This window comes from Deltaproteobacteria bacterium (assembly GCA_029858205.1).
Classification (GTDB): domain Bacteria; phylum Desulfobacterota; class GWC2-55-46; order GWC2-55-46; family DRQE01; genus JAOUFM01.
On record JAOUFM010000002.1, the window covers coordinates 1 to 22,300 of the forward strand.

Consider the following 22,300-nt stretch of genomic DNA (forward strand, 5'->3'; position numbering starts at 1 on the left):
TACTATGGCTATAAGAATTTACCGGCACAAAGCAAAGGAGAATTCCATGAAGATATTGGACGCGCAGGCAAAACTCTCTATAAGGCAGAAAAAGGAATGGGGCGAGATACTCTCCGGGTTCGACTTCAGGAATAAGTACTCCATATTCGACGAAAGCGGCAAAGAGGTGCTCATCGCCGGCGAAACAGGCGGCTCGATAACAGGCTGGCTCGCAAGATTATTTCTAAAATCCATGCGGCCCTTCACAATAGAGATACTCGATACGGACGGCAAGGCCACCCTAACAATAAAGCGGCCTTTTCGTTTTTATTACCACTCTGTCGACGTGCTTCATCCGGATGGAAGGATTGCTGGCTCGGTAAAAAGGGAGTTCTCGATACTAAGGCGCAAATACACGGTCAAGGACGCCATGGGCCTGCCCATGTACTCCTTATTTGGCCCCATACTCAAGCCCTGGACATTCTTCATAAACGAGAACGAAAAAGAAGCAGGAAAGATAGTAAAGAACTGGTCTGGCGCGCTAAAGGAGGTCTTCTCTGCGGCAGACAACTTCGGTGTCGAGTTCCCTACCTCGGCAAACGCTGAGAAAAAGGCAGTGCTCCTTGGCGCGGTCTTTCTAATAGACTTCATGTACTTCGAAAGGCATAATTAAAAGCAACCCTACTCTTTACCCACCGCGCCGCCAACGGTTATATCCGGAATTCTTAGAGTAGGCTGCGCATCCGCAACCGGTACGCCCTGTCCGTCCTTGCCGCAGGTGCCGATGCCGAAGCCAAGGTCATTTCCGACCATATCGATGTTCTTTAGCACCTCGGGGCCGTTTCCGGTAAGCGTTGCGCCGCGAACGAGCTCTCCGACAACACCGTTCTCTATAAGGTAGCCCTCGGTTACCTCGAAAACAAAATCCCCGTTAACGGTATTGACCTGGCCTCCGCCCATTTTTTTGACAAAGAGGCCCTTATCTACTGACTTGAGTATTGCGGCAGGGTCGTCCTTACCAGGCGCTATCATCGTATTGGTCATGCGTACAATTGGCCTGTGGTGGTAGGACTCGCGTCTGCCGTTGCCGGTAGATTCGACATTATCCTTCATCGCTGTCAGGCGGTCGTACATGTATGTCTTCAAAACGCCGTTCTCGACAAGCACCGTTCTCTTTGTCGGGCTTCCCTCGCCATCGAAGAACCCGGAGCCGCGCTTAAAGGGTATTGTGCCGTCGTCTATGACCGTAATGAGGCTGCTTGCGACCTTCTCGCCGACCTTCCCAGAATACACAGAGAGCCGCTCCTGCGCAAGGTCTGCCTCAAGCCCGTGCCCAACGGCCTCATGTATCATCGTCCCGCCTGCCTCGAATGAAAGAACGACCGGCATCTTTCCGCCAGGAGCCTTTTTCGCGCCAAGCATCATGACAGCGCGTCTTGCCGCGACCTCTGCGACCTTCTCTGGCGGCGTTTCCTCGAATATCTCGAACCCCGCAACCCCTCCGACCGGCTCGTACCCGGTCTGTATGACGCCGCCCTCTTCGGCAACGGCCTGGCAAAGGTAGAGTATCGAACTTCTATTTTCCTCGACATGGTCGCCAAGGGAATTGGCAACTACGACCTTCTTAACGCCGTCGCCGTATACTACCTTTACCTGCTTTATCCTTTTATCGAACCCCCTTGCCACCTTATTGCCAAGGTTCACGAGACGTATCTTTTTCTCGAGGGTTTCATCCTCTGCCGGGCTCTTTATGCCAAACCCCGGGGCCAGGCGCACCTTACGCATGTCCATGGCAGCTACCGGCGCGCCGTCCCCAACCGCAGCGGCAAGTGTGGAGGCAACGTCAAGAAGCGAGGAGTCGCTTAAATCATTGGTATATGCGTAATAGGTCTTAAAGTCGGCTATAACGCGCACCCCTGCGCCGCGGTCGCGCCCTGTAACTACCTTCTCTATCCTGTCCTCTTCAAGGGTGATTGACGTAGACGACGTGTCCTCTATATACACCTCTGCAAAAGAGCCGCCCCTTGAAAGGGCTTTTTTAAGAATCTTTGCAAAATCGATATTGCCTGTAACAGATGTCATGAAATCTCCTTTGAGCGAGTAAAGCCGCTAAAAAAGTATAGCAACGCAGTGGCAACGCGGTCAAGGATATATTTATAGCGGAATCTGTTGAACATCGGCCTTATAACAGCTATAATTAAATACACGGCGCACGAGGCGCCCAAAAGACCATGAAAAGACTGCGCATACTGACAATTGCCTTTGCCATTACGCTTATCTCGGCCCTCCCTGCCCTTGCGGAAATATATAAATGGACCGATGACAAGGGCGAGGTCTACTATTCCATGGACAAGGAAAGCATCCCGCCCAAATACCTGCCCAAGGCCGAGGTGGTAAAGGGCGGCACTGTCAATATAATAGAGACCCCGAAAACCCCGGCCTCTACGACTACGAACACCACGTCCGCCACGACAACAAACAACCGCCTCGATTCCACATGGAGAAACGGCAGGAGCGGCCACGACGACGCGGTGGACTCGCGCCCGAGCCACAAAAAGCCGGTGCTCGTGTACTTCTACACGGACTGGTGCCCGTACTGTAAAAAACTCGAATCGAGCGTGCTTAGCTCGCCAGACGTAGTAAACGCGCTAAAGGACGTGAAAAAGGTGCGCATAAACCCTGAAAAAGGCAAGGACGAGTACACGCTTGCGACCAAGTACGGGGTAACGTATTATCCCTCTCTCTTCATAATAACGCCAAAGAACCCTGCGCCAAGACGCGTTAATTCGCACTGGAGCGAGGACTCGTTCATCGCGGAAATCAACGCATCGAAATAAGACGCGCCTTAAAACACCTACCCTCTTCTACGAAGCCCTGCTTTATAGTATAATCCAAGAATGGAACTTTTCGACAAGACACCGGTAAAAAAGACAGCCAGGCCGTCCCCTCTTGCAGAACGCATGCGGCCAAAAACGCTCGGTGAGTACAGGGGCCAGGCCCATCTCGTTGGCGAGGATAAGCTCCTAAAAAAAATACTTGCCTCCGGCGACATGCCCTCACTTATCCTCTGGGGCCCGCCCGGGAGCGGAAAGACCACACTTGCGCGTATTATAGCAGAATCCTCGGGCGCAGAGTTCGTGTCCTTTTCGGCGGTACTTTCCGGGGTAAAGGAAATTCGCGACGTAACCAAACAGGCAGAGATAAACCTTCTTAAGGGCAAGAAGACCGTGCTCTTTGTAGACGAAATCCACCGCTTCAACAAGGCGCAGCAGGACGCCTTCCTTCACCACGTGGAGGACGGCACCATAACGCTAATAGGCGCAACCACCGAGAACCCGTCATTCGAGCTTAACGCGCCGCTTCTATCGAGGTGCAAGGTTCTAACGCTTGAGCGGCTCTCCGACTCAGACATCCTCTCACTTCTCAAAACAGCGCTCTCTGACAATGAACGCGGCCTGAAGGCGCAAAATGTCGAGATAGAGGACGACTCTCTCGAATTTATCGCGGCATTTTCGCACGGAGACGCAAGGGAAGCCCTTAACACCCTCGAATGCGCTGTGATGATGACAAAGCCAGAGGCAGAGAGGCGCACTGTCTCGCTAGATACTGTCAAAGAGGCAATGCAGAAAAAATCCGTGCTCTATGACAAAACAGGCGAAGAGCACTATGGCGTCATATCTGCATTCATAAAGAGCATGCGGGGAAGCGACGCGGACGCTGCATTATACTGGCTTGCGCGCATGGTAGAGGCAGGCGAGGACGCGTTATTTATAGCGAGGAGGATGGTCATATTCGCCTCAGAGGACATAGGCAACGCCGACCCCGAGGCCATAAGGGTTGCGCTCTCGGTAAAGGACTCTGTTGATTTCGTCGGCATGCCAGAAGGGTTTATCCCTCTTGCACAGGGGGTTACCTACCTCGCAACAGCTCCAAAATCAAATGCCTCGTACATGGCATACCTCGAGGCAAAGGCGGATGTCGAGCGACACGGCGCCCTGCCCGTGCCGCTTCATCTTAGGAATGCCCCTACGAAGATGATGAAGGAGATGGGGTACTCCAAGGGCTATAAATACCCTCACAACTACGAAGGCTCGAAGGTCGAACAGGACTACATGCCTGAGAAGCTTAAAGGGAAGAAATACTACAAACCGCCTGAGAGAAAAAAATAGCTCAACTTGCCGAAACCGGCCTTTTCAGAAAAAGCCACGCAAAAATGCGCCTCAAAAGCGCTATCATAAGAAGCGACCAGACGAATATCGCCGCCCATATCATGTAGTGCGACACCTGATGCAGGGGCTCGAACTCGGCTGCAAGGGAAATCTGGTAACTTGCAACCGTATACATGCCAAGCGGAAATACGATGCTCCACTGCCTCGGATCGTATGTAAACGGTATGTCCTTTACATACCGCCTCCAGAACCCGATTACGAGAAGAAGAGGTATCCACCACGTTGCCCAGCCCCATGTAAGAAGGGCGATTGCGTCTATCACGGCATGCACCTCGTATAATACCGTTATGAGCGGCGAGGCCATGTCAAGGCCGCTTCCGGCGTTCGCGCTTATCGCTGCTGCGCCCATGATTACCCACATCTGAGGGGTGTAGTCCTCGGTCTTCATCTCGAGAAAGAATATGCGGTATGAAAAAAGCACCACCAGTATGGCGTAGAGCATGAGACCCAGGCCCCAGAGAAGAAAAAGACAAAGCATCATGAGCTTGTCGTACTCGCCTACCTCGGTGATGACCTTTAGCCCGAGGAGCACGAGCGACTGCGTGCCTACAATGCAGATCAACCACGCGCCGTCCATTATATTGATGCCCTTTTCGCGGTGGAATATGGTGAGCACTCCGAAGCTGCAGTACAAGAGCGCTGCCCACGCTATAAGGGCCAGTATCCAGAAGGCGAAGGCTGTTTTTTCATACCCGTGCGTGTAGAGTATCATCCCTACGATACAGGTAGCAGCGACAAAGGTAAAAAAATTGAAGGTAAGGCGGGGGTTGAGTAAATCGCCCCACACGGCCCCGGGGAACTTCGCTATGCGCCACGCATACACGCCGCAAACGGCAACAAAGGTCAAAAGCGCCATCACGGCCATGAAGTCAGAGAACCGCGTCATGCCGAGCACGTCGAAGCCAACCGATATTATGCCGGTTGCCATGGTCATGGCAAAGTAGCCTGGGTAGAGCCCTTGAAGCCACTTAAGCCTATAGCCGTGCCAATCCCTATGTTCGAGTTCTTCCGTAGTCATATGAGAACAGTTTAGCACAAGTAGATTAAGGCGGCATTAACCGCGCCGCACTTAATGGGACTTTGCCCATGGATATGTATAGGGAAAAAACAGCCCTTTATGCCGTTTTAAAGGCATAAAGGGCATACACTGGAAAATCGTTTTCGTGATTTATGCGGACTTATCCGCGGCCTTTAGCGAGATAAAGAACTTGGTGCCCTCGCCCTTCCTGCTTGTAAAACCTACCTTGCCGTCAAGGAACTCCTCGCCAAAGAGCTTCATCGAGTATGTGCCTATGCCGCGCCCTATCTCGGACTTCGTGCTGAAGTTTCGCTGAAATATCCTTTTTGTTAGCGGCTCGGGGATTACGGCGTTGTTTGTCACGCAAAGCATGACCTCGCCGTCCACGACCTCTACAGACAAGCCAACCGACTCTCCCGGCTCGCTTGCCTCAAAGGCATTAACGAGCATGTTGCCAAGCACCCTAAGTATCATGTAACGGTCGGTCGAAATATATGCCTCTGGCACCGGAGCTATGGAGACCTTTTTCTCTTTGGCAGAGGCATGGTTGGAATACATGGCAAAGAGCTCGTTTACAACGTCCTTTACCGCAATAACGCGCATATCGGGCCTGTAGACGTCGCGCTCCATGTTAACAAGCATGCGCTGCATGGAGACCTCGTTTGCGAGGTACGACGACATGCGCATCAACTCGCTAGAAAGGTTTCCGTCCTTGTCTTTTTGCTGTTCCCAGAGAAGCTCCGAGGTGCAAAGAAGCGAGCTTACGATGTTGCTTATGTCGTGGAAGAACACCTGCTCGAGCGCGGCCCAGCGCTTGAAATATGTAAGGTCCTGCATGAAAACAAGACAGAATGTGCGCCCGTTATACTCAAGCGGCGCGGTCTTCACCCTTAAATAAATATCGGACTTGCCGCCAGACTGCTCGATAGTGATGGAGCAGTCCTTCTCAACGCCGGTTATCTTATCGAGGGTCGTGACGATGGCAATCGTTGCTCCGCAGGTAGAGCAGTACTCGCTAGTGCCGCACCCGCCGGGCATATCGTGCGAGTAGATGCACTTTATGGCCTCGCCAAGCCTCATGCCAAAGACCTTCTTGACTTCCTCTATGCCAAGGGCCTTTAGCATCTCGTCGTTTATCGCAACTATCTGCCGCTTGTCGTTTAAGACAACGAACATGCCGCCAACGGTCTTTAGTATGCCGTCTACAAGGGCGCTGTTGGCAACGAACGTGATATCTCTTTCGAGTTCCTTATCCGTGCTCCGCTCTGCAGATGCGAAATATGTCTCTCTTTTATCGCTCATATTGCAACATGAACTATTCTATAGAAATAAAACCTGAAATGCAAGGCAAAAAATAGCACAAATACAACAAGGTTGTCCCATTTGTGCACAACACCGTGTTTCTGAAGGATATTTTGAATTGTTCTAACTTATAATTTTTGCTATTTATTAATCAGCCCTGTATATATGCCATACAACCATCGGCTTGTAAAAAACACTCTATTACCAAACAGCAGCTGCTACGCAAAAATATCCTTTAAATACAAATAGATATACCGACATGCGCAGTATGGTAAATACAGGTTCTGTTTGTCTTTATCTCTGATCGTGCACCTTTAACAGCTACTGCCGCTTAAGCTTCATACTGATAAACTGAATCAAATCAGCTTGTTGGAGGATATGGCGCCTCGATTGTCAACCCTTACATCATACAGGTTGACAATGATACGGGCATGTGGTAAAAATTACGGACATGCACGAACTACTAAAAAAAGCTCGGGCTCTTGGCGAGAAGGCCGTTGGACTGGATGCAAAGGACGCGCTTAGAGCAGCCAAAGAGGCCGATATGTTTGCCCTGCTTACTGTTACGGACGCCATACGCCGCTTTCATAAAGGTGTGGAGATAAACCTCTGCGGCATAGTGAACGCAAAGAGCGGGCTTTGCAAGGAAGACTGTTCATTTTGCGCGCAATCGGCAAAGTACTTAGCCAATAGCCCCGAGTACCCGATGCTCTCCTCCGACGAAATAGCTGAAAAAGCAATGGAGGCTGCGAGAGGCGGAGCAAGAGAGTTCTCGATAGTCACAAGCGGCACGAAGGTGTCGAAAGGCTCGGACGTAGAAAAGCTTCGCGGCGCAATCAAGAAAATAAATACGGAAACCGGGCTCGAGAGCTGTGCTTCGCTTGGCATAATGGATGAGGAAACCCTGCTCTCTCTAAAAGAAGCGGGGCTGCACAGCTACCACCACAACCTCGAGACATCGAGAAGCTTTTTCCCGAAGGTCTGCACTACACATGCTTACGATGAAGACTTAGACACCATAAAACGCGCAAAGAAGCTCGGGTTCTACGTGTGCTCGGGCGGGATATTCGGCCTTGGCGAGTCCTGGGACGACAGAGTCGAGCTTGCCGTGACATTAAAGGACGCTGGAACCGACTGCGTGCCGATAAACTTCTTAAACCCGAGGCCGGGCACGCCGCTAGAAGGCGCAAAAAACCTGACCCCCGAGGAATGCCTTCGCATAATCGCGCTATTTCGTCTGATGATGCCTGCAAACGATATAATAGTTTGCGGCGGCAGGCAGGTGAACCTTAAAACCCTTCAGCCCCTCATATTCGCAGCCGGCGCAAACGGCATGATGGTCGGCAACTACCTCACCACAAAAGGCAGTCCGGTTGAGGACGACATGGCAATGCTAAAGGACCTGGGGCTTCGGCCCAGGGGAAAGTAACGCCGTGGAGCGCATCGAAAAAGTTCTCATTGAAATCGACGAAAAGGGACTTAGACGCACGCTAAGGACTACCGTGTTCCATGACGCAGTGCGCGTATCCATAGACACCAAAGACGCCCTTCTTTTCTGCTCGAACGACTACCTCGGTCTATCAAAGGATAAGCGCGTAATAGAGGCCACCATAAAGGCTACGGAAAAGTACGGCGCAGGAAGCGGCGCTGCCCGCCTGATATCTGGCACGATGGAGCCGCACACAGAACTCGAAGAGAAAATCCTGACATTCAAGAAAACCACGGCAGCGCTTCTATTTAATTCCGGGTACGCGGCAAACACAGGGGCAATACCCGCGTTAATAGGAAGGGACGGCGAGATTTTCTCCGATAAACTGAACCACGCCTCCATCGTTGACGGCTGCATTCTGAGCCGTGCAAAACTCACGCGCTACAGCCACGCTGACATGAATTCGCTCGAAGATACGCTGAAAAAATCCAAGGCGAATGAAAAGCTCATTATAACGGATTCGGTATTTAGCATGGACGGCGATATTGCGCCAATCAAGGACATGGCGCTGCTTGCCGAAAAATACGACGCCCTTCTCTACATCGACGACGCGCACGCTACCGGAACACTCGGAAAAGCAGGACGAGGCTCGCTCGAACACTTCGCCATAGAACACAACGAGCGCATCATACAGATGGGCACGCTTGGCAAGGCGCTTGGCACGTTCGGGGCCTTTATAGCCGCCGACAAAAAAATAATCGAGCTTCTTATAAACAGCGCAAGGAGCTTCGTGTTTACGACCTCCCTGCCGCCGTCGATCTGCGCCTCTGCCGTAAAGGCAATAGAGATAATAGAAAAAGAACCGGGGCTTGTGAAGCTATTACAGGAGAACGCATCCCTGATGCGCGCGGAGCTTGAAAAGCACGGCCTCGATACCATGCAGAGCGAAACGCAGATAATACCGGTAAATGCCGGCGACGCTAAAAAATGCGCGACTGCGAGCAGAGCGCTCCTTGAAAAGGGGTTTTTCATACAGGCAGTGCGGCCTCCGACCGTGCCGGATGGCACATCGAGACTTCGAATCACCGTAAGTGCCGCGCACTCTAAGGAAGATATAATCAAGGCAGCTATAGCAGTAAAAGAGACGCTACATGGCTGACGTAAAGAAAATACTCGTGCACGGCTGGGCAACGGATGCACGCGTGTGGGATGGCGTAAAAAACAGCATGGATGGCGCTGCCACGCTTACCCTGCCATCGCACGAAAGCAAAGCGGCCGCCGCATGGGATTCGCCTACACTCGCTCCTGCGCTCGCGGCACTTACAAAAGCTGCCGGCGCCTCACCTGCAATCGGCATCGGCTGGTCGCTTGGGGCAAAGGTATTAATGAAGGCAGCGGCAGACGGGCTTATTAACTTAAAGGCCCTTATCCTTATTGCACCGACACCGTCGTTTGTAAAACGCGAAGGCTTCGAGTTCGCGCAGAGCCGGGCGCTTACAAGAAGAATGCGCGTTGACATGCAAAAAGACCCGGCTGCCACACTAAAACGCTTTTACAGATTGAACTTCACGCCCGAAGAAATGGAAACAAATGCGGCAAAGACCTTTATCGAAAAATACGAGACATCGGGTGGCTTCGACTATAACGGAGTTACAAACGCCCTCACCGCGCTTATGGAAACAGACTTAAAAGATGACGCTGCAAAAATAAATGTCCCGACCCTCCTTATTCACGGAAGTGCTGACGAGGTAGTTCCGCTTGAGGCTTCGGTCTGGCTGCACAAAAAGATAAAGAATTCAACGCACGTTATTATCGAGGGCGCGGGGCACGCGCCGTTTTTGACAGAGGAAGAAACCTTTATCGGCGCGATAAAGGCGTTTTTAAAGGGTATCTAAAAATGTTCGACAAACTGCTTGTAAAAAAATCATTCTCGCGCGCAGCCGCCACATACGACCGCCACGCGTCATTTCAAAAGGAAATAGCCGCAGAGCTTGCCGAGCTAATCGACGCACACCCCGGGCTAACGCTTGACATCGGCTCAGGCACGGGAGCGGTCGCAAGGCTTCTAAAGAAGAAATGGCCGGACATAAACGTCTTCTCAACTGACATAGCAGAAGACATGCTAAAGGTCGCAAAGGAGAAGCTAAACGGAAGCTCCAACATGCTCGTTACCGCGGATTTCGAAAGGCTCCCGTTTGCCGCATCATGCTTTGATACCGCTCTCTCGAGCCTGTCGTATCAGTGGGCAGCGGACATTGGCGCGGCCTTCAGGGAAACACAGCGCGTGCTAAGGCCCGGCGGCCGCTTCGCGTTCTCGACACTTGGCCCGGATACCATGCGCGAGCTAAGGGAAAGTATCGGCGCTGCGATACTCGCAACAGATAAGGATGCCAGAATGCCGAGCTCCGATAACTTCGCCGCAGCCATTGACATCGAGACCGCTCTTTCGAAGGCCGGGTTTTCGGGCATACACATGGAACGAAGCACAAGAAAGCGCGCGTACAGAAGCTTTAACGAGCTGCTCTTGACGCTAAAGAAAATCGGCGCAATCGCTCCGGCAGACCCGGAAAAGGCCGTGTTCACTAGCCCTGCGCTTTTAAAGGAAGCCTCGCGTGTCTACGCCGAAAGGTTCCCCTCCCCTGACAAGACATCCATCATGGCGACATACGAGGTGTACTTCGTAACGGCCGTAAAAGACCCTATCAGCAAAACATAAAAATATACTTAATTTTCCACCCGCTTAGTGGTAAAATCCAACAATGCAGGCAACACAAGACCCTATCGAGCAACAAGATCTATTCTACCTTGCCGTGCGCCCTGTATCCGCAGAGCCCGCAATCGTTGAAACTCGCCTCGACGAGCTCGCTAACTTAACGGGCCTAAATAAGGCCGACATAAAACACCGCCTGACCGGAACATCACCGCGCGTGCTGCATACTGCAACCGACGGCAAGGAGCTTGCGAGGATAGCCTCCGCACTTCGCTCCAACAAGTACCCTGCCGTCGTTATACACAAACGTGAGATAAAGGCAGGCCCGGCCCCCATCGCGGCAAAGTCCATGAAGGACGAAGGCGGCGTAATAAGCCTCCTTGACATAAACGGCAAGACGCTTCTCTCCCTGGACAAAACGAGCAGATGTGTAGTGGCGCTCACGGCAAAGAAGATAGAGGACTTACGGCAGGCGCGCTTTATGGCAGTAACATCGCGCGGCAAGGCCTCGATATCCGAAGAGGACCTCTTGCGCTTCATCTTCGCAATGCACCCGGTGATGACCATATTTACGGCAGGAAGCGACACGCCGATAGAAATAGACTCAACGCGCTTCAACTTCACGAGCCTCGAGGGCGAAAATAAGGGCGCTGCCTCACAAAACTTCCCGGTCATACTCGGAAAAATAAAAAGCCGCGTAGCGCTGCTGCTTCTGGACACAGGATTTGGCGCGACCTCTCTGCCGTTTCTACCGGACGAGACCATAAAGAGCTTTCCCCTGTACTCGCGCTTCATATTCCTTTGCGCAAAGGGCGGGCTGTTTGCGGAGATAAAATCCACGGTCGAGATAAAAGGACAATCGCACATAGCCGCCCTCGGCGGGCTTTTCATGATAGGGCCGCTTGTCACGGGAAAGATGGACGCAAAAACAGCGCAGCAGCAGCCGATTCCCGGCAGTGCGAGCATCGCTGAGAAGATAACCGCGCAGCAAGGCGCAGCGCCGCAGACTGCGGCAGCCGGTGGCGCTATGGAGGCCGCGGTGGCCATACTTCCAGAGGCCGTGATAGTAGAGCGTCCCGGCATTTTCTCCTTAAAGGGCTACGTTCTCTCTCGCGCGCCGTGGGCCGCGCCGTTTATGCGCTCGACATGGTATGCCCTCTGGAGCGCCATTAACATAAGCATCGCCACACTGTCTCTAGCAATAGCATTCCAGGGCGAAGAACCGGCCATCGCGCTGCCAGGCGTGATATCACTCGGGCTTCTCATGTTCTCGCACTCTCTGGTGCTCATGAAAAGAAAGCGCGACTTCGAGAACTGCCCGACGAGCAAGATAGGCACCATGCCCATGGGCGAGGTCGAGGTGCAGGGCACTGCCAGGATGCGCTACCTTCTAAAGGCCCCGTTCTCGCTTGTCGAATGCGTGCACTTTCGCTACGAAGTATACAAGGTAGTGCGCTCAAATAAATCCACCAGAGAAGTGCTCGTAGAATCCGGCTACAGCGGCAACGTCCCGTTTATCATAGAAGACGAGAGCGGAACAACACAGGTGCTACCCAAGGGCGCGCTCCTTCATGCCGGATTCAAGAGCACGTACTCGGGTTCGCAGTATCAGCAACTCCTTGCCGCAAGGATGATAACAGGCGATAAAATTGTTGAAACAATCGTTACCCCCGGAACGAACCTCTACGTCAAAGGGTACGCGCACAGGAGAAAGTCCTCTGCCGAGGAAAAAACGAAAAAGCGGCTCGCCAAGCTCCAGGAACTTAAGGCAGACCCCATGAAGATGGCGAAGTTCGACAAAGATAACGACGGCAAACTGAATTCAAGCGAATGGGACACGGCGGTAAAGCACTTGGATGACGAGCTCATGGCCGAGGTTATGAAAGAAGGAAGCGCAAAGGACGCCGTGGCCATAGGCGAACACCCATCGGGCGGGCTCTTCTATATCTCGGATAAGTCGGAAGAAGAACTTTTATCTTCCATGAAGTTCAAGATACCGGTTCTCCTTGGCGGAGGGATACTGCTGACAAGTACCGGCATATTTTTTATCGTACAGCTTGGCATCGCGCAGGAGATTGCAAAATACATCATGGAATTCTTCCGGTAATAACCGCCAGGCATCTATTTTCCGTTGCAATCGGACGCGTCTAAAAACGCATCAAGAATATCGATAACGATTGTAACAGCGGCAAATACTGCATAAAGATACGCTGCCCTGCCCCATGGAACAACGGGAAGATTCTTTATTTTAAAACAACTCTTTGGTACAATTTTGCCATGCAAGCCACCTTTAGACAGCACGACCTCTTCCATCTTGTTGTGCGCCCGGTATCGGCTGAGCCAGATACCGTAGCAAAGCACCTTGACAAACTCACAACCATAACCGGCCTCAAAAAAGGCGACATACTCCGGAGCATGACCGGCTTCTCTCCCAGAATACTGCTCTCATCGACTGACGGCAAGAAACTGATGGATCTGGCATCAGCTTTACGGGCAGACAAATACCTTGCCACCGTGATACACGATGGAGACATAAACACCGCTCCACCCCCTATACGTGCGGCATACATAAAAGACGAAGGCGAGACAATAAGCCTTCTGAACAATAAAGGAGAAGTCATACTGACGATAGACCAAACAACGCTGTGCATAGCCGTGCTCACGGCGCAAAAAACCGAGGACTTGAAACAAGAGAGCATTACCAAGGCCGCGGCGGGCGGCAAAGCCGGAAAGCCAACCGAAGACCTTTTAAAGTGCATATTCGCAATGTCCCCCATGATGACAGTATTCAGCGCAAGCAGCGACACACCAATCGAGATAGACTCAACACACTTCGACTTTACCGGTCTCGTCCGCTGTAAAAATAACGACGCGGAACAGAACTTCCCGGTCATTCTCGAAATGATAAACAATAGCGCCGACCTTTTCCTCCTCGACGCATACTTTGGCGACACATCGCTGCCCTTTATTCATGGCGACTCGACTAAGGACTTCAGGCTTTACTCACGCTTCATACTCCTTTGCGCAAAGAACGGGCTTTTCTCGGAAATGGAAGCGATACTGCTGACAGACCATTATTCGCCGCTTGCGGCCTTTGACGGACTTCTCATAACAGGGCCGTTGTTTCAAGAGGAGATAGAGATAAAAATACCGACACCGCCGCCTTTTGACACTGAAAATGCCGCCCAAAAAACGGCCTTGCCGCAAGAAACGTCTTTCATGGATGAAATAAATAAAGCCCAAGAAGCAATACCTGGGGCCATAATAATGGACCGCAGCATAGACGGCTCCATACTAAACCGCGTCCCCTGGGCAGCGCCGTTAATGAGACCGACATGGTACGGCAGATGGACATCTGTCACGTTGAGCCTCCTCGTCCTATCGCCCGTCATAGTGTTATTCACGAAAAACTCCATTCCGGTATTCCTTGGCCTCCTATCGCTCGGGCTTGTCATGTTTTCGCACTCTCTGGTGCTCATAAAAAGAAAGCGCGACTTAGAGAACTGCCCGACAAGCAAAATCGGCACCATGCCCATGGGCGAGGTCGAGGTGCAGGGTACCGCAAGAATGCACTACCTTCTTAAAGCCCCGTTCTCAAAAAGAACATGCGTGTACTTCAAATACGAAATATACACAACCGATCTTCCGCGCGAAACAATCATAGAGGTCGGCTATAGCGGCAACGTCCCCTTCATAATAGAGGACGACAGCGGCAAAGCCCTAGTGCTGCCAAAAGGCGCCATCCTGCAGACAGAACTTGAAAAAACATTTTCCAGCTGGCGGCTGCGAGCGAAACTTGAATCGCTTAAAAAATACGGGGACAAAGTGGTCGAAACCATCATCAGGCCCGGGACAAACCTTTATGTAAAAGGTTATGCGCACAGAACACAGGAATCTGCCGAAAAGAGAACAGAAAAGAAACTCGCAAAACTGAGGAAACTAAAGGCCGACCAGAAGAAGATGGCAATGTTCGACAAAAATAACGATAGCAAAATCGATGCACACGAATGCTACGATATCGCAAAGCACATCGACGAGGAACTTGACGCCGAAGCCACCAAAGAAAAAAACGCAAAAGATTCGGTTGTCATCGGCGAACATCCACATGGCGGGCTCTTCTATATCTCAACCGAACCCGAAAACAAGATTATCGAGTCCATCGGGCTCAAGATACCATTTCTGCTTGCCACAGGAATACTGCTCGTAAGTACCAGCACATTGATTCTTTTGCACCCGGATATCGCGCAGGAGATCGCCAAATACGCCATAAAGTTTTTCCCACAAAAATAACCGCCAGGCATCTATTTTCCGTTGCAATTGGGCGCAGTCAAGTATATATTAGAAAGCAGACAGAACTACCCGGCCTGACGGCCTGAGACAAAAGGAGGATACGAAAATGAGCATCACACTTGCGATAATCGTTGCCGTCGCGCTTATTTTCATCGCCATGCTGTTCTACGCCGTGAGCATATATAACGGGCTCGTCACGGTAAAAAACAACGTCGAGAAGAACTGGAGCAACATCGACGTCCTCTTGAAGCAGCGCTTCGACGAAATACCAAAGCTCGTTGCCGTGTGCGAAAGATACATGAAGCACGAAGCAGAGACCCTTGAAAAGGTCACCAAGGCGCGTGCCGCCATACAGAACGCCCACGGAGTGGCCGAGCAGGGGCAGGCAGAGAACTTCCTCTCGCAGACACTAAAGAGCCTCTTTGCGGTCAGCGAGAACTATCCGGAGCTGAAGGCCGACATAGGTTTCAGGCAGCTCCAAGGCCGCGTCTCGGAGCTCGAAAACGAGATATCGGACAGAAGAGAGCTCTTCAACGACAGCGTCAACATCTACAACATACGCATAGAGCAGATCCCGGACGTTATCGTAGCCGCGCTTCTGGGATACAAGGCAAAAGAGCTCTGGAAGATAAACCCCGCGGAACGAGAGAATCAACCAATAAAGTTCTCAATGTAAAAAATCGCTTCGTAGAACGCAAAAACAAAAGGCCGGCGCTTCATGCGTCGGCCTTTTCATTTTCAGTCAAAGTAAAAGCCCTATTTGTCGAACCTGATACTCTCGGCTATCGTCCTGAAGGTTCCCTCGTAACCGGCGTAACTATCGGGTGTGGCCGTACATGTAACGACAAAGGCCTTGGCGCCATGCAATATCACGTATATAAGCGCCTTGTACTCTGCGCCCTCATACACGTGCCTGTAGACCATCCACCCTGCCTGGTTGCCGTCTATAAGCAGACTGCCGCTGTCGAGCCTGGCATAATCCGTGACCTTGGTTGCTATGCCGGCGTCCGCAGCCTTCATGTATGCGTCCACAGTCATAATCTCGCCCGAGAGCTTCTCTGTAAGAACGTTCACGTTCTCTGTCATATTATCGGCATCGTTCTCCCTTGGGCTCACGCCTATGACTATAGTATCGTACATGTTTTCCTTGAAGCCCCATGTCTTGGGGAAAGTTATTGAAAACCCGTGCTCGGCGTTCCGGTAAACATTTCCAGGCGCGCTCTGCTTCTCCTCCTTGACAGGAGCAGAAGCGCACCCTGCCAAAACAGCAGCGAGCATCGCTGTCAGCGTAAAAACAAACATTCTTCTTGCCGTATAAAAGACCATAAAACCTCCTTACCGGATTATAACGTTCTCGTGCCTCTGCAACACCGGCCCATTCCATATACCACGATAAGCGCGCATGTTCAAGCCGTATCCGCTTTCTTGTCTAAATACCCGGGAAATGCTAAACTACGGCGTATGCATTCAAAGAGCGCAAAACTCAGGGCAGCTGACAAACGTCTTATCTGGCATCCGTTTACACGGATGCTCGAATGGGAAAGCTCAACGCCCGTTGTCATAGAAAAAGGTGTTGGCTCTACCCTCATCGACACAGAAGGCAAACGCTACATCGACGCATTCTCGTCTTTATGGGTAAACGTCCACGGCCATAACAAAAGGGAAATAAACGCGTCGATAAAAAAACAGCTGGACAAGATCGCACACTCCACGCTGCTCGGGTATTCTAACGTACCATCCATAGAGCTTGCAAAGCGCCTGGTAAAAATAGCGCCAAAGGGGCTTACAAAGGTATTTTACTCCGACAACGGCTCAACTGCCGTTGAAATAGCGCTAAAGATGGCCTTTTACGCCGGAGTCAAATCCGGCAGGACGAAGTTCATAGCATTCACCGGCGCGTACCACGGCGATACCGTTGGTTCGATGAGTGTCGGAGAGATAGACGAGTTCGTGGGACGCTATAAGCCGCTCATGTTCGACAGTTTCAGGGCGCCGTACCCGCACTGCTACCGCTGCATTCTAAAAAAGGAGTATCCGTCGTGCAAGCTCGCCTGCGTAGCGGAGTTCGAGAAAATTCTTAAAAAGCACGGCAAAAAAATCGCTGCCTGCGTAATCGAGCCGCTTATCCAGGGCGCAGCAGGCATGGTCACTTCGCCACCTGGCTTTTTAAAAGAGATACGGCGGCTAACGAAAAAATACGGCGTTCTTCTTATCGCGGACGAAGTGGCCACGGGCTTTGGCCGCACAGGAAGGATGTTTGCCTGCGAGCACGAGGACGTAAGGCCTGATTTTCTCTGTCTTGCCAAAGGGCTAACCGGAGGCTATCTGCCGCTAGCCGCGACACTTACGACCGAGGCAATTTATAAAACATTTCTCGGGACAAAGGAAAGCCCGGACGCCTTTTACCACGGCCACACGTACACAGGAAACCAGCTCGGGTGCGCCGCCGCTATCGCAAGCCTCGACATATTCAAAAAAGAACAGACCATAAAAAAACTCACGCCGAAAATCAAGCTCCTCAAAGACGGCCTCGCGGCCTTCAATGGCATGGCGCACGTCGGCAACGTGAGGCAATGCGGCATGATGGCTGCAATAGAGCTCGTAAAGGACAAGAAAACAAAGCAGCCCTTCCCTGCCAGGCTTCGCGTCGCAAGGCGCGTATGCAGCGAGGCCGAGAAGATGGGCGTAATCATACGCCCGATAAACGACACCATAATCATCATACCGCCGCTTTCCATAAAAGCTGCGGAACTAAAAACTATCCTGTCGGTACTGCATAAGTCCATCAAAAAGGTCCTGCACCGGCATGACATGTACGGACAAAGGACACCATGAAAAAGCTACTTACCCTGCTCTTCGTGCTTCTCACTGCCGCACCTCCTGCATTTGCCGACGGCATTGCGGATGCAGTGGAAAAAGGCGACAAAGCAAAAACAGAAAAATTTCTAAAGGAGCCGGCAACAGACGTAAACGCAAAATTCGATAACAACGTCACGCTGCTTCACATGGCTGTATTTTTCGGGCAGAAGGATATTGCCGAACTACTTATATCGAAGAACGCGGACGTAAACGCCCAAATGCAAGACGGAACAACGCCGCTGCACATTGCGGTGCGCGCAAACCGCACGGACATAGCCTCGCTTCTTATCGCAAACGGCGCGGACATAAACGCCAAAACCAAGACCGGCACCACTGTGCTGCATAATGCCGCACTTAAAGGGCGCCCGGAAACGCTGCGGCGGCTGGCATCGAAAGGAGCCGACGTCGGCGCACGAGACAACAACAAGCTTACCGCGCTCCACATAACGGCACGCGCCGGGCACACGGAGGCTGTAAAAATACTTATCGATAACGGCGCGGACCCGAACGCAAAAGATAAAAACGGAGAAACCCCGCTCCACGGCGCAGCCGAAAACAACAACGCCGAGATCGCAAGCATTCTCATCGCAAGCAATGCCGACACTGACATAATGAGCAACAGCGGCAATACGCCGCTAACCCTGGCTAAGAGAAAAGGGCTCACCGACATCGTCGAACTCCTCGAAGCAGCCAAGCAGCCTCGTTGAACTATAAAAAATCTTTGCTATAATGTATTTATAAGCTGACAAAAACGTTTTACACTTTGGCGTAAAAGAAGGGCTTTATCTAAACCAGCCGCACAAACGGAGAAATCTTATGGGCCCCAAAGGCATCTTCATAACAGGCACAGATACCCAAGTCGGAAAAACATTCGTTGCATGCGCCCTTGCCTCGGCATACAGGGCAGCGGGTAAAAAAGTCGGCGTGATGAAGCCGGTTGAGACCGGGTGCAAGGGCTCTAACGGAGAGCTCATTCCCGCAGACGCCCTTATGCTAAAGGACGCCTCGGGGTTCGACGCGCCTCTTGACCTAATAAACCCGTACCGCTTCAAAGAACCCCTTGCGCCGTCGGTAGCATCTAGGCTCGAAGGCATTACCATAGACCTAAAGAAAATCAAGAAGTGCTATAACGAAATCGCGACGCAAGCGGACGTGGTCATAGTCGAGGGCGCCGGAGGCATCCTTGTACCGCTAAACGAGGACGCGACAATGGCGGACCTGATAAAATACCTTGGCCTTCCAATCATCATCGTATCCAGCTCGCGGCTTGGCTGCATAAACCACACGCTCCTTACCATACGCCACGCAGAGAGCATGGACATCAAGGTAAACGGCGTTGTGCTAAACCATCCGGACGGCTTACTTGACGACAGCCGCATGCACAACTGCCAGGAGCTAAGAAGCCGCGGAGTACGCATCATCGGCGAGATGCCAAACATAATCGACAAAGACCACCCCGAAGAAAAAGCGGCAAAAATATTCACCCAGGCTTCGCTCTAAGATTCGCGCGCGCAAAAGCGCGCACCACAAAAACAACGCGGCCCTTTGCCATGAGGCAAAGGGCCGCGGTCCTTTTACAGTCTATGCTTGTCTCTTAAGCAGCGCCCTTGGTGTAGTTTAGCGTGCCGCCTACGAGGATAAGCTCCACCTGGCGAGGAGTAAAGCCGTGCTTTAGCTTTATCTCTTTACCCTTGGTGACGTTCTTAAGTGTCACCGTGTCCTTCGAAAGGCCGCTTGTCAGGCCCGAAAGCTCGAGCTCGTCGCCATCCGAGATGGAATCGTAATCAGCCGCGTTCGCAAACGTAAGCGGCATGATGCCGAAGTTCACGAGGTTGTCCTTATGGATACGCGCAAAGCTCTTTGCGATGACGGCCTTTATGCCAAGATACATCGGGCAAAGCGCTGCGTGCTCTCTCGAAGACCCCTGGCCGTAGTTCTCTCCGCCGATGACAAAGCCGCCTTTCGCGGCCTTTGCCTTCTCGTGGAACTTGGCATCTATTGCCGAGAATACCGACTCCGAGTACTTAGGCACATTGCTTCTGTATTTTAGCCACGTGCCTGCCGGAGTGATATGGTCTGTCGTGATGTTGTCGCCAAGCTTTATTAGCGCCTTGCCGCGTATGCTGTCAGAGAGCTTCGCCTGCACCGGAAGCGGCTGAATGTTCGGGCCCCTCATGACCTCGACCTTATCCGGGGTCTTCGAAGGCGTTAACACCATCGAATCGTCAACGAGGAAGGTCTTCGGGGTCTTTATCTTCGGGTACTTCCCGAGCTTCCTCGGGTCGGTTATCTTACCGGTAATTGCCGCTGCGATTGCGACCTCCGGGCTGCAGAGAAACACCTTTGCGTCCTTGGTGCCGCTCCTGCCTTCGAAGTTCCTGTTAAATGTCCTAAGCGATACCGAAGCCGAGGGCGGCGACTGGCCGTTACCTATGCACGGGCCGCATGTTGCTTCGAGTATTCTCACGCCGCCTTCGATAAGGCTTGCGAGGGCTCCGTTATGCGCTATCATGTCGAGCACCTGCTTACTTCCCGGCGATACCGTTGTGCTGACGTTCGGGTTTACCTTGTGCTTACCCTTCTTTAAGACCTCGGCAACGACCATAAGGTCGTTATACGAGGAGTTGGTGCAGCTGCCGATGTTGACCTGGTCTACCTTCATGCCCTCGATTTCCTTTACCTTACACACGTTATCCGGGCTGTGCGGCTGGGCTATCATGGGCTCGAGCTTTGCCAAGTCGATCTCGATTACCTCGTCGTACTCAGCGTCCTTATCGGCGATGAGCTCCTTATAATCCTTTGGCCTCTTCTGCGCGGCAAGGAATGCCTTTGTGTTCTTGTCGCTTGGGAATATGGAAGTAGTTGCGCCAAGCTCCGCGCCCATGTTCGTGATAACGGCCCTCTCTGGTACCGAGAGTGAAGCTACACCGTCGCCGCCGTACTCAAATACCTTGCCAACGCCGCCCTTAACGGTCAAGCGCCTTAGTAGTTCAAGTATTACGTCCTTTGCCGACACCCACGGCTTAAGCTTGCCCTTAAGCTTTACCTGCACTACCTTCGGGAATATCAGGTTAAACGCGCCGCCGCCCATGGCAACCGCTACGTCAAGGCCGCCTGCACCCATGGCCATCATGCCGAGGCCGCCGGATGTCGGGGTGTGGGAGTCGGAGCCAAGAAGCGTCTCGCCGGGCCTTCCAAACCTTTCAAGATGCACCTGGTGGCAGATGCCGTTACCTGCCCTCGAGTACATGATGCCGTACTTGGAGGCTATGGTCTGAAGAAAACGGTGGTCGTCGGCGTTCTCGAATCCTCCGTACTGGAGCGTGTTGTGGTCAACGTAGCTGACAGAGAGCTTGGTCTTGACCTTTGGCACGCCCATTGCCTCGAACTGAAGGTACGCCATGGTGCCGGTAGCGTCCTGCGTGATGGTCTGGTCGATACGGATAGCCACTTCGTTGCCTGCCTTAGGCGTGCCGCTTACGAGATGGCTGTCTATTATCTTTTGCGTAATATTCTTTCCCACGTTCTGAAGCCCTCCTTATATATGGTTTAGGGTGGTTAAAATGTATGTGTTTTCCCTGCGTTTTCCCTGAATTGCCCCGGGTTCCTGAAGGAAGTCTGGGGGCGAAACAGAGGACAAATAAGTTACATTAATCCATCATAAAAGTCAATAGCATTGGAGGGAAACCGCCGATTTGACGGTGATGCTTCGTTGGCGTTCATTTTTGCTTCCTCGACGTATCTGACGTGATACGACTGCGGAGCAAAAATGCCCGCACGCCTCGCCTGACCGCCAACTGGGCGGTTTATGGAGGGGGGAAAAGACCGCCGCCGCCCCGCCCCACTCCCGTCATTCCCGCTCTCCTCTGGGCGGGAATCCAGTATCGCTGTAATGTCGTCATTGCGAGCCGCAACGCGGCGAAGCAATCTCATCCTTCGTGTCTGTCATTCCCGGCAGGCCGAGGGCCTGCACCCAAATGTAAACATTTGTCATTCCCGGCAGGCCGAGGGCCTGCACCCAAATATAAACATTTGTCATTCCCGCGCAGGCGGGAATCCAGTGTCGCTGTAATGTCGTCATTGCGAGCCGCAACGCGGCGAAGCAATCCTATTTTTGCTGTCATCCTGAACTTGTTTCAGGATCTCGTCACTATACACTTTGTCATTCCTGCGGAAGCAGGAATCCATTTTTAAAATATCTGCCCCTGCGGGGCGGCTTTCGGGTATGGGGCGTGCGAGGGCTGCGACCCCGCCGCATAACCGCCTCACGTATTGCCCCGCTTAAATCGCTTCGCTCATGCGACCCCGGCAATACGTCCGCCCCTTATGCGGCCCGCTTAAGCCCGTCGCTTAGCCCCATACCCCGGTTTTTTATAAGACATAGCACCGTACCCATCACCTTTATCCTCTCCCCAAGGTGATTGGGGAGAGGAATTTTATAAGGAATTTTTATAGGAGAGATAAACCTCTCTGCGAAAAAACCG

General features: G+C 52.2%; 18 protein-coding genes. 13 read left to right on the forward strand and 5 right to left on the reverse strand.

Annotated features, from left to right (window positions below; all coding sequences use genetic code 11):
• The first annotated feature begins 4 nt into the window (after window positions 1-4).
• The gene (locus OEV59_01480; GenBank protein MDH4226415.1) at window positions 5-652 is read left to right on the forward strand and encodes a phospholipid scramblase family protein; all 648 of its coding nucleotides are present in this window, start codon (window positions 5-7) and stop codon (window positions 650-652) included.
• 8 nt (window positions 653-660) lie between these two features.
• Here the strand turns inward: OEV59_01480 and OEV59_01485 are convergent, their stop codons facing one another.
• Complete coding sequence (locus tag OEV59_01485; protein MDH4226416.1) at window positions 661-2,061, reverse strand: TldD/PmbA family protein; 1,401 nt, start codon at window positions 2,059-2,061, stop codon at window positions 661-663.
• A 149-nt stretch (window positions 2,062-2,210) separates the two neighbouring features.
• Here OEV59_01485 and OEV59_01490 point away from each other — a divergent pair, with 149 nt between their 5' ends.
• Window positions 2,211-2,816: a thioredoxin family protein gene (locus tag OEV59_01490; GenBank protein MDH4226417.1), complete on the forward strand. Its 606-nt coding sequence runs from the start codon at window positions 2,211-2,213 to the stop codon at window positions 2,814-2,816.
• A gap of 60 nt (window positions 2,817-2,876) precedes the next feature.
• Window positions 2,877-4,148, forward strand: a complete 1,272-nt coding sequence (locus OEV59_01495) for a replication-associated recombination protein A (protein ID MDH4226418.1) — start codon at window positions 2,877-2,879, stop codon at window positions 4,146-4,148.
• A gap of 1 nt (window position 4,149) precedes the next feature.
• Here OEV59_01495 and OEV59_01500 read toward each other — a convergent pair whose 3' ends face one another.
• Entirely contained in the window at window positions 4,150-5,226 is a 1,077-nt protein-coding gene (locus OEV59_01500; GenBank protein MDH4226419.1) for a tellurite resistance/C4-dicarboxylate transporter family protein, read from the reverse strand.
• 150 nt (window positions 5,227-5,376) lie between these two features.
• Window positions 5,377-6,528, reverse strand: coding sequence for a HAMP domain-containing histidine kinase (locus OEV59_01505; protein ID MDH4226420.1), 1,152 nt, complete (start codon window positions 6,526-6,528; stop codon window positions 5,377-5,379).
• Between the two features lie 451 nt (window positions 6,529-6,979).
• Between OEV59_01505 and bioB the strand changes: the two genes are divergently transcribed.
• From bioB to OEV59_01540, 7 genes are all read left to right on the forward strand, one after another.
• A complete protein-coding gene (gene bioB / locus OEV59_01510) occupies window positions 6,980-7,957 on the forward strand; it encodes a biotin synthase BioB (GenBank protein MDH4226421.1) in 978 nt (325 codons plus the stop codon).
• Window positions 7,958-7,961: 4 nt separating this feature from the next.
• Window positions 7,962-9,116, forward strand: a complete 1,155-nt coding sequence (gene bioF / locus OEV59_01515; GenBank protein ID MDH4226422.1) for an 8-amino-7-oxononanoate synthase — start codon at window positions 7,962-7,964, stop codon at window positions 9,114-9,116.
• A complete protein-coding gene (locus OEV59_01520) occupies window positions 9,109-9,852 on the forward strand; it encodes an alpha/beta hydrolase (GenBank protein ID MDH4226423.1) in 744 nt (247 codons plus the stop codon). Before bioF ends, OEV59_01520 begins: the two co-directional genes overlap by 8 nt.
• 2 nt (window positions 9,853-9,854) lie before the next feature.
• Window positions 9,855-10,673, forward strand: coding sequence for a methyltransferase domain-containing protein (locus OEV59_01525; protein MDH4226424.1), 819 nt, complete (start codon window positions 9,855-9,857; stop codon window positions 10,671-10,673).
• A gap of 43 nt (window positions 10,674-10,716) precedes the next feature.
• Window positions 10,717-12,774: a hypothetical protein gene (locus OEV59_01530; protein MDH4226425.1), complete on the forward strand. Its 2,058-nt coding sequence runs from the start codon at window positions 10,717-10,719 to the stop codon at window positions 12,772-12,774.
• A 170-nt stretch (window positions 12,775-12,944) separates the two neighbouring features.
• The gene (locus tag OEV59_01535) at window positions 12,945-14,957 is read left to right on the forward strand and encodes a hypothetical protein (protein MDH4226426.1); all 2,013 of its coding nucleotides are present in this window, start codon (window positions 12,945-12,947) and stop codon (window positions 14,955-14,957) included.
• Between the two features lie 106 nt (window positions 14,958-15,063).
• The gene (locus OEV59_01540) at window positions 15,064-15,633 is read left to right on the forward strand and encodes a LemA family protein (protein MDH4226427.1); all 570 of its coding nucleotides are present in this window, start codon (window positions 15,064-15,066) and stop codon (window positions 15,631-15,633) included.
• 80 nt (window positions 15,634-15,713) lie between these two features.
• On the opposite strand, the gene OEV59_01545 is transcribed toward OEV59_01540, so the two are convergent.
• The gene (locus OEV59_01545) at window positions 15,714-16,283 is read right to left on the reverse strand and encodes a hypothetical protein (GenBank protein ID MDH4226428.1); all 570 of its coding nucleotides are present in this window, start codon (window positions 16,281-16,283) and stop codon (window positions 15,714-15,716) included.
• A 135-nt stretch (window positions 16,284-16,418) separates the two neighbouring features.
• On the opposite strand from OEV59_01545, the gene bioA reads away from it, so the two are divergent.
• The 3 genes from bioA (at window position 16,419) to bioD (ending at window position 19,316) form a co-directional block, all read left to right on the forward strand.
• Window positions 16,419-17,792 carry an adenosylmethionine--8-amino-7-oxononanoate transaminase gene (gene bioA / locus OEV59_01550; GenBank protein ID MDH4226429.1) on the forward strand — a complete coding sequence of 458 codons (1,374 nt, stop codon included), beginning with the start codon at window positions 16,419-16,421 and terminating at the stop codon, window positions 17,790-17,792.
• Window positions 17,789-18,523 (forward strand): ankyrin repeat domain-containing protein, encoded by a 735-nt coding sequence (locus OEV59_01555; protein ID MDH4226430.1) that lies wholly within the window; start codon window positions 17,789-17,791, stop codon window positions 18,521-18,523. The genes bioA and OEV59_01555 overlap by 4 nt, the downstream gene beginning before the upstream one ends.
• Window positions 18,524-18,632: 109 nt before the next feature.
• Complete coding sequence (gene bioD / locus OEV59_01560; protein ID MDH4226431.1) at window positions 18,633-19,316, forward strand: dethiobiotin synthase; 684 nt, start codon at window positions 18,633-18,635, stop codon at window positions 19,314-19,316.
• Between the two features lie 94 nt (window positions 19,317-19,410).
• Here the strand turns inward: bioD and OEV59_01565 are convergent, their stop codons facing one another.
• Window positions 19,411-21,339: an aconitate hydratase gene (locus OEV59_01565; protein MDH4226432.1), complete on the reverse strand. Its 1,929-nt coding sequence runs from the start codon at window positions 21,337-21,339 to the stop codon at window positions 19,411-19,413.
• Window positions 21,340-22,300: the final 961 nt, after the last annotated feature.

Bases quoted from the DNA above. Each gene is read 5' to 3' on its own strand.
- OEV59_01480 (MDH4226415.1), top strand. From the start codon at position 5: ATGGCTATAAGAATTTACCGGCACAAAGCAAAGGAGAATTCCATGAAG.
- OEV59_01485 (MDH4226416.1), bottom strand. From the start codon at position 2,061: ATGACATCTGTTACAGGCAATATCGATTTTGCAAAGATTCTTAAAAAA.
- OEV59_01490 (MDH4226417.1), top strand. From the start codon at position 2,211: ATGAAAAGACTGCGCATACTGACAATTGCCTTTGCCATTACGCTTATC.
- OEV59_01495 (MDH4226418.1), top strand. From the start codon at position 2,877: ATGGAACTTTTCGACAAGACACCGGTAAAAAAGACAGCCAGGCCGTCC.
- OEV59_01500 (MDH4226419.1), bottom strand. From the start codon at position 5,226: ATGACTACGGAAGAACTCGAACATAGGGATTGGCACGGCTATAGGCTT.
- OEV59_01505 (MDH4226420.1), bottom strand. From the start codon at position 6,528: ATGAGCGATAAAAGAGAGACATATTTCGCATCTGCAGAGCGGAGCACG.
- bioB (MDH4226421.1), top strand. From the start codon at position 6,980: ATGCACGAACTACTAAAAAAAGCTCGGGCTCTTGGCGAGAAGGCCGTT.
- OEV59_01520 (MDH4226423.1), top strand. From the start codon at position 9,109: ATGGCTGACGTAAAGAAAATACTCGTGCACGGCTGGGCAACGGATGCA.
- OEV59_01525 (MDH4226424.1), top strand. From the start codon at position 9,855: ATGTTCGACAAACTGCTTGTAAAAAAATCATTCTCGCGCGCAGCCGCC.
- OEV59_01530 (MDH4226425.1), top strand. From the start codon at position 10,717: ATGCAGGCAACACAAGACCCTATCGAGCAACAAGATCTATTCTACCTT.
- OEV59_01535 (MDH4226426.1), top strand. From the start codon at position 12,945: ATGCAAGCCACCTTTAGACAGCACGACCTCTTCCATCTTGTTGTGCGC.
- OEV59_01540 (MDH4226427.1), top strand. From the start codon at position 15,064: ATGAGCATCACACTTGCGATAATCGTTGCCGTCGCGCTTATTTTCATC.
- OEV59_01545 (MDH4226428.1), bottom strand. From the start codon at position 16,283: ATGGTCTTTTATACGGCAAGAAGAATGTTTGTTTTTACGCTGACAGCG.
- bioA (MDH4226429.1), top strand. From the start codon at position 16,419: ATGCATTCAAAGAGCGCAAAACTCAGGGCAGCTGACAAACGTCTTATC.
- OEV59_01555 (MDH4226430.1), top strand. From the start codon at position 17,789: ATGAAAAAGCTACTTACCCTGCTCTTCGTGCTTCTCACTGCCGCACCT.
- bioD (MDH4226431.1), top strand. From the start codon at position 18,633: ATGGGCCCCAAAGGCATCTTCATAACAGGCACAGATACCCAAGTCGGA.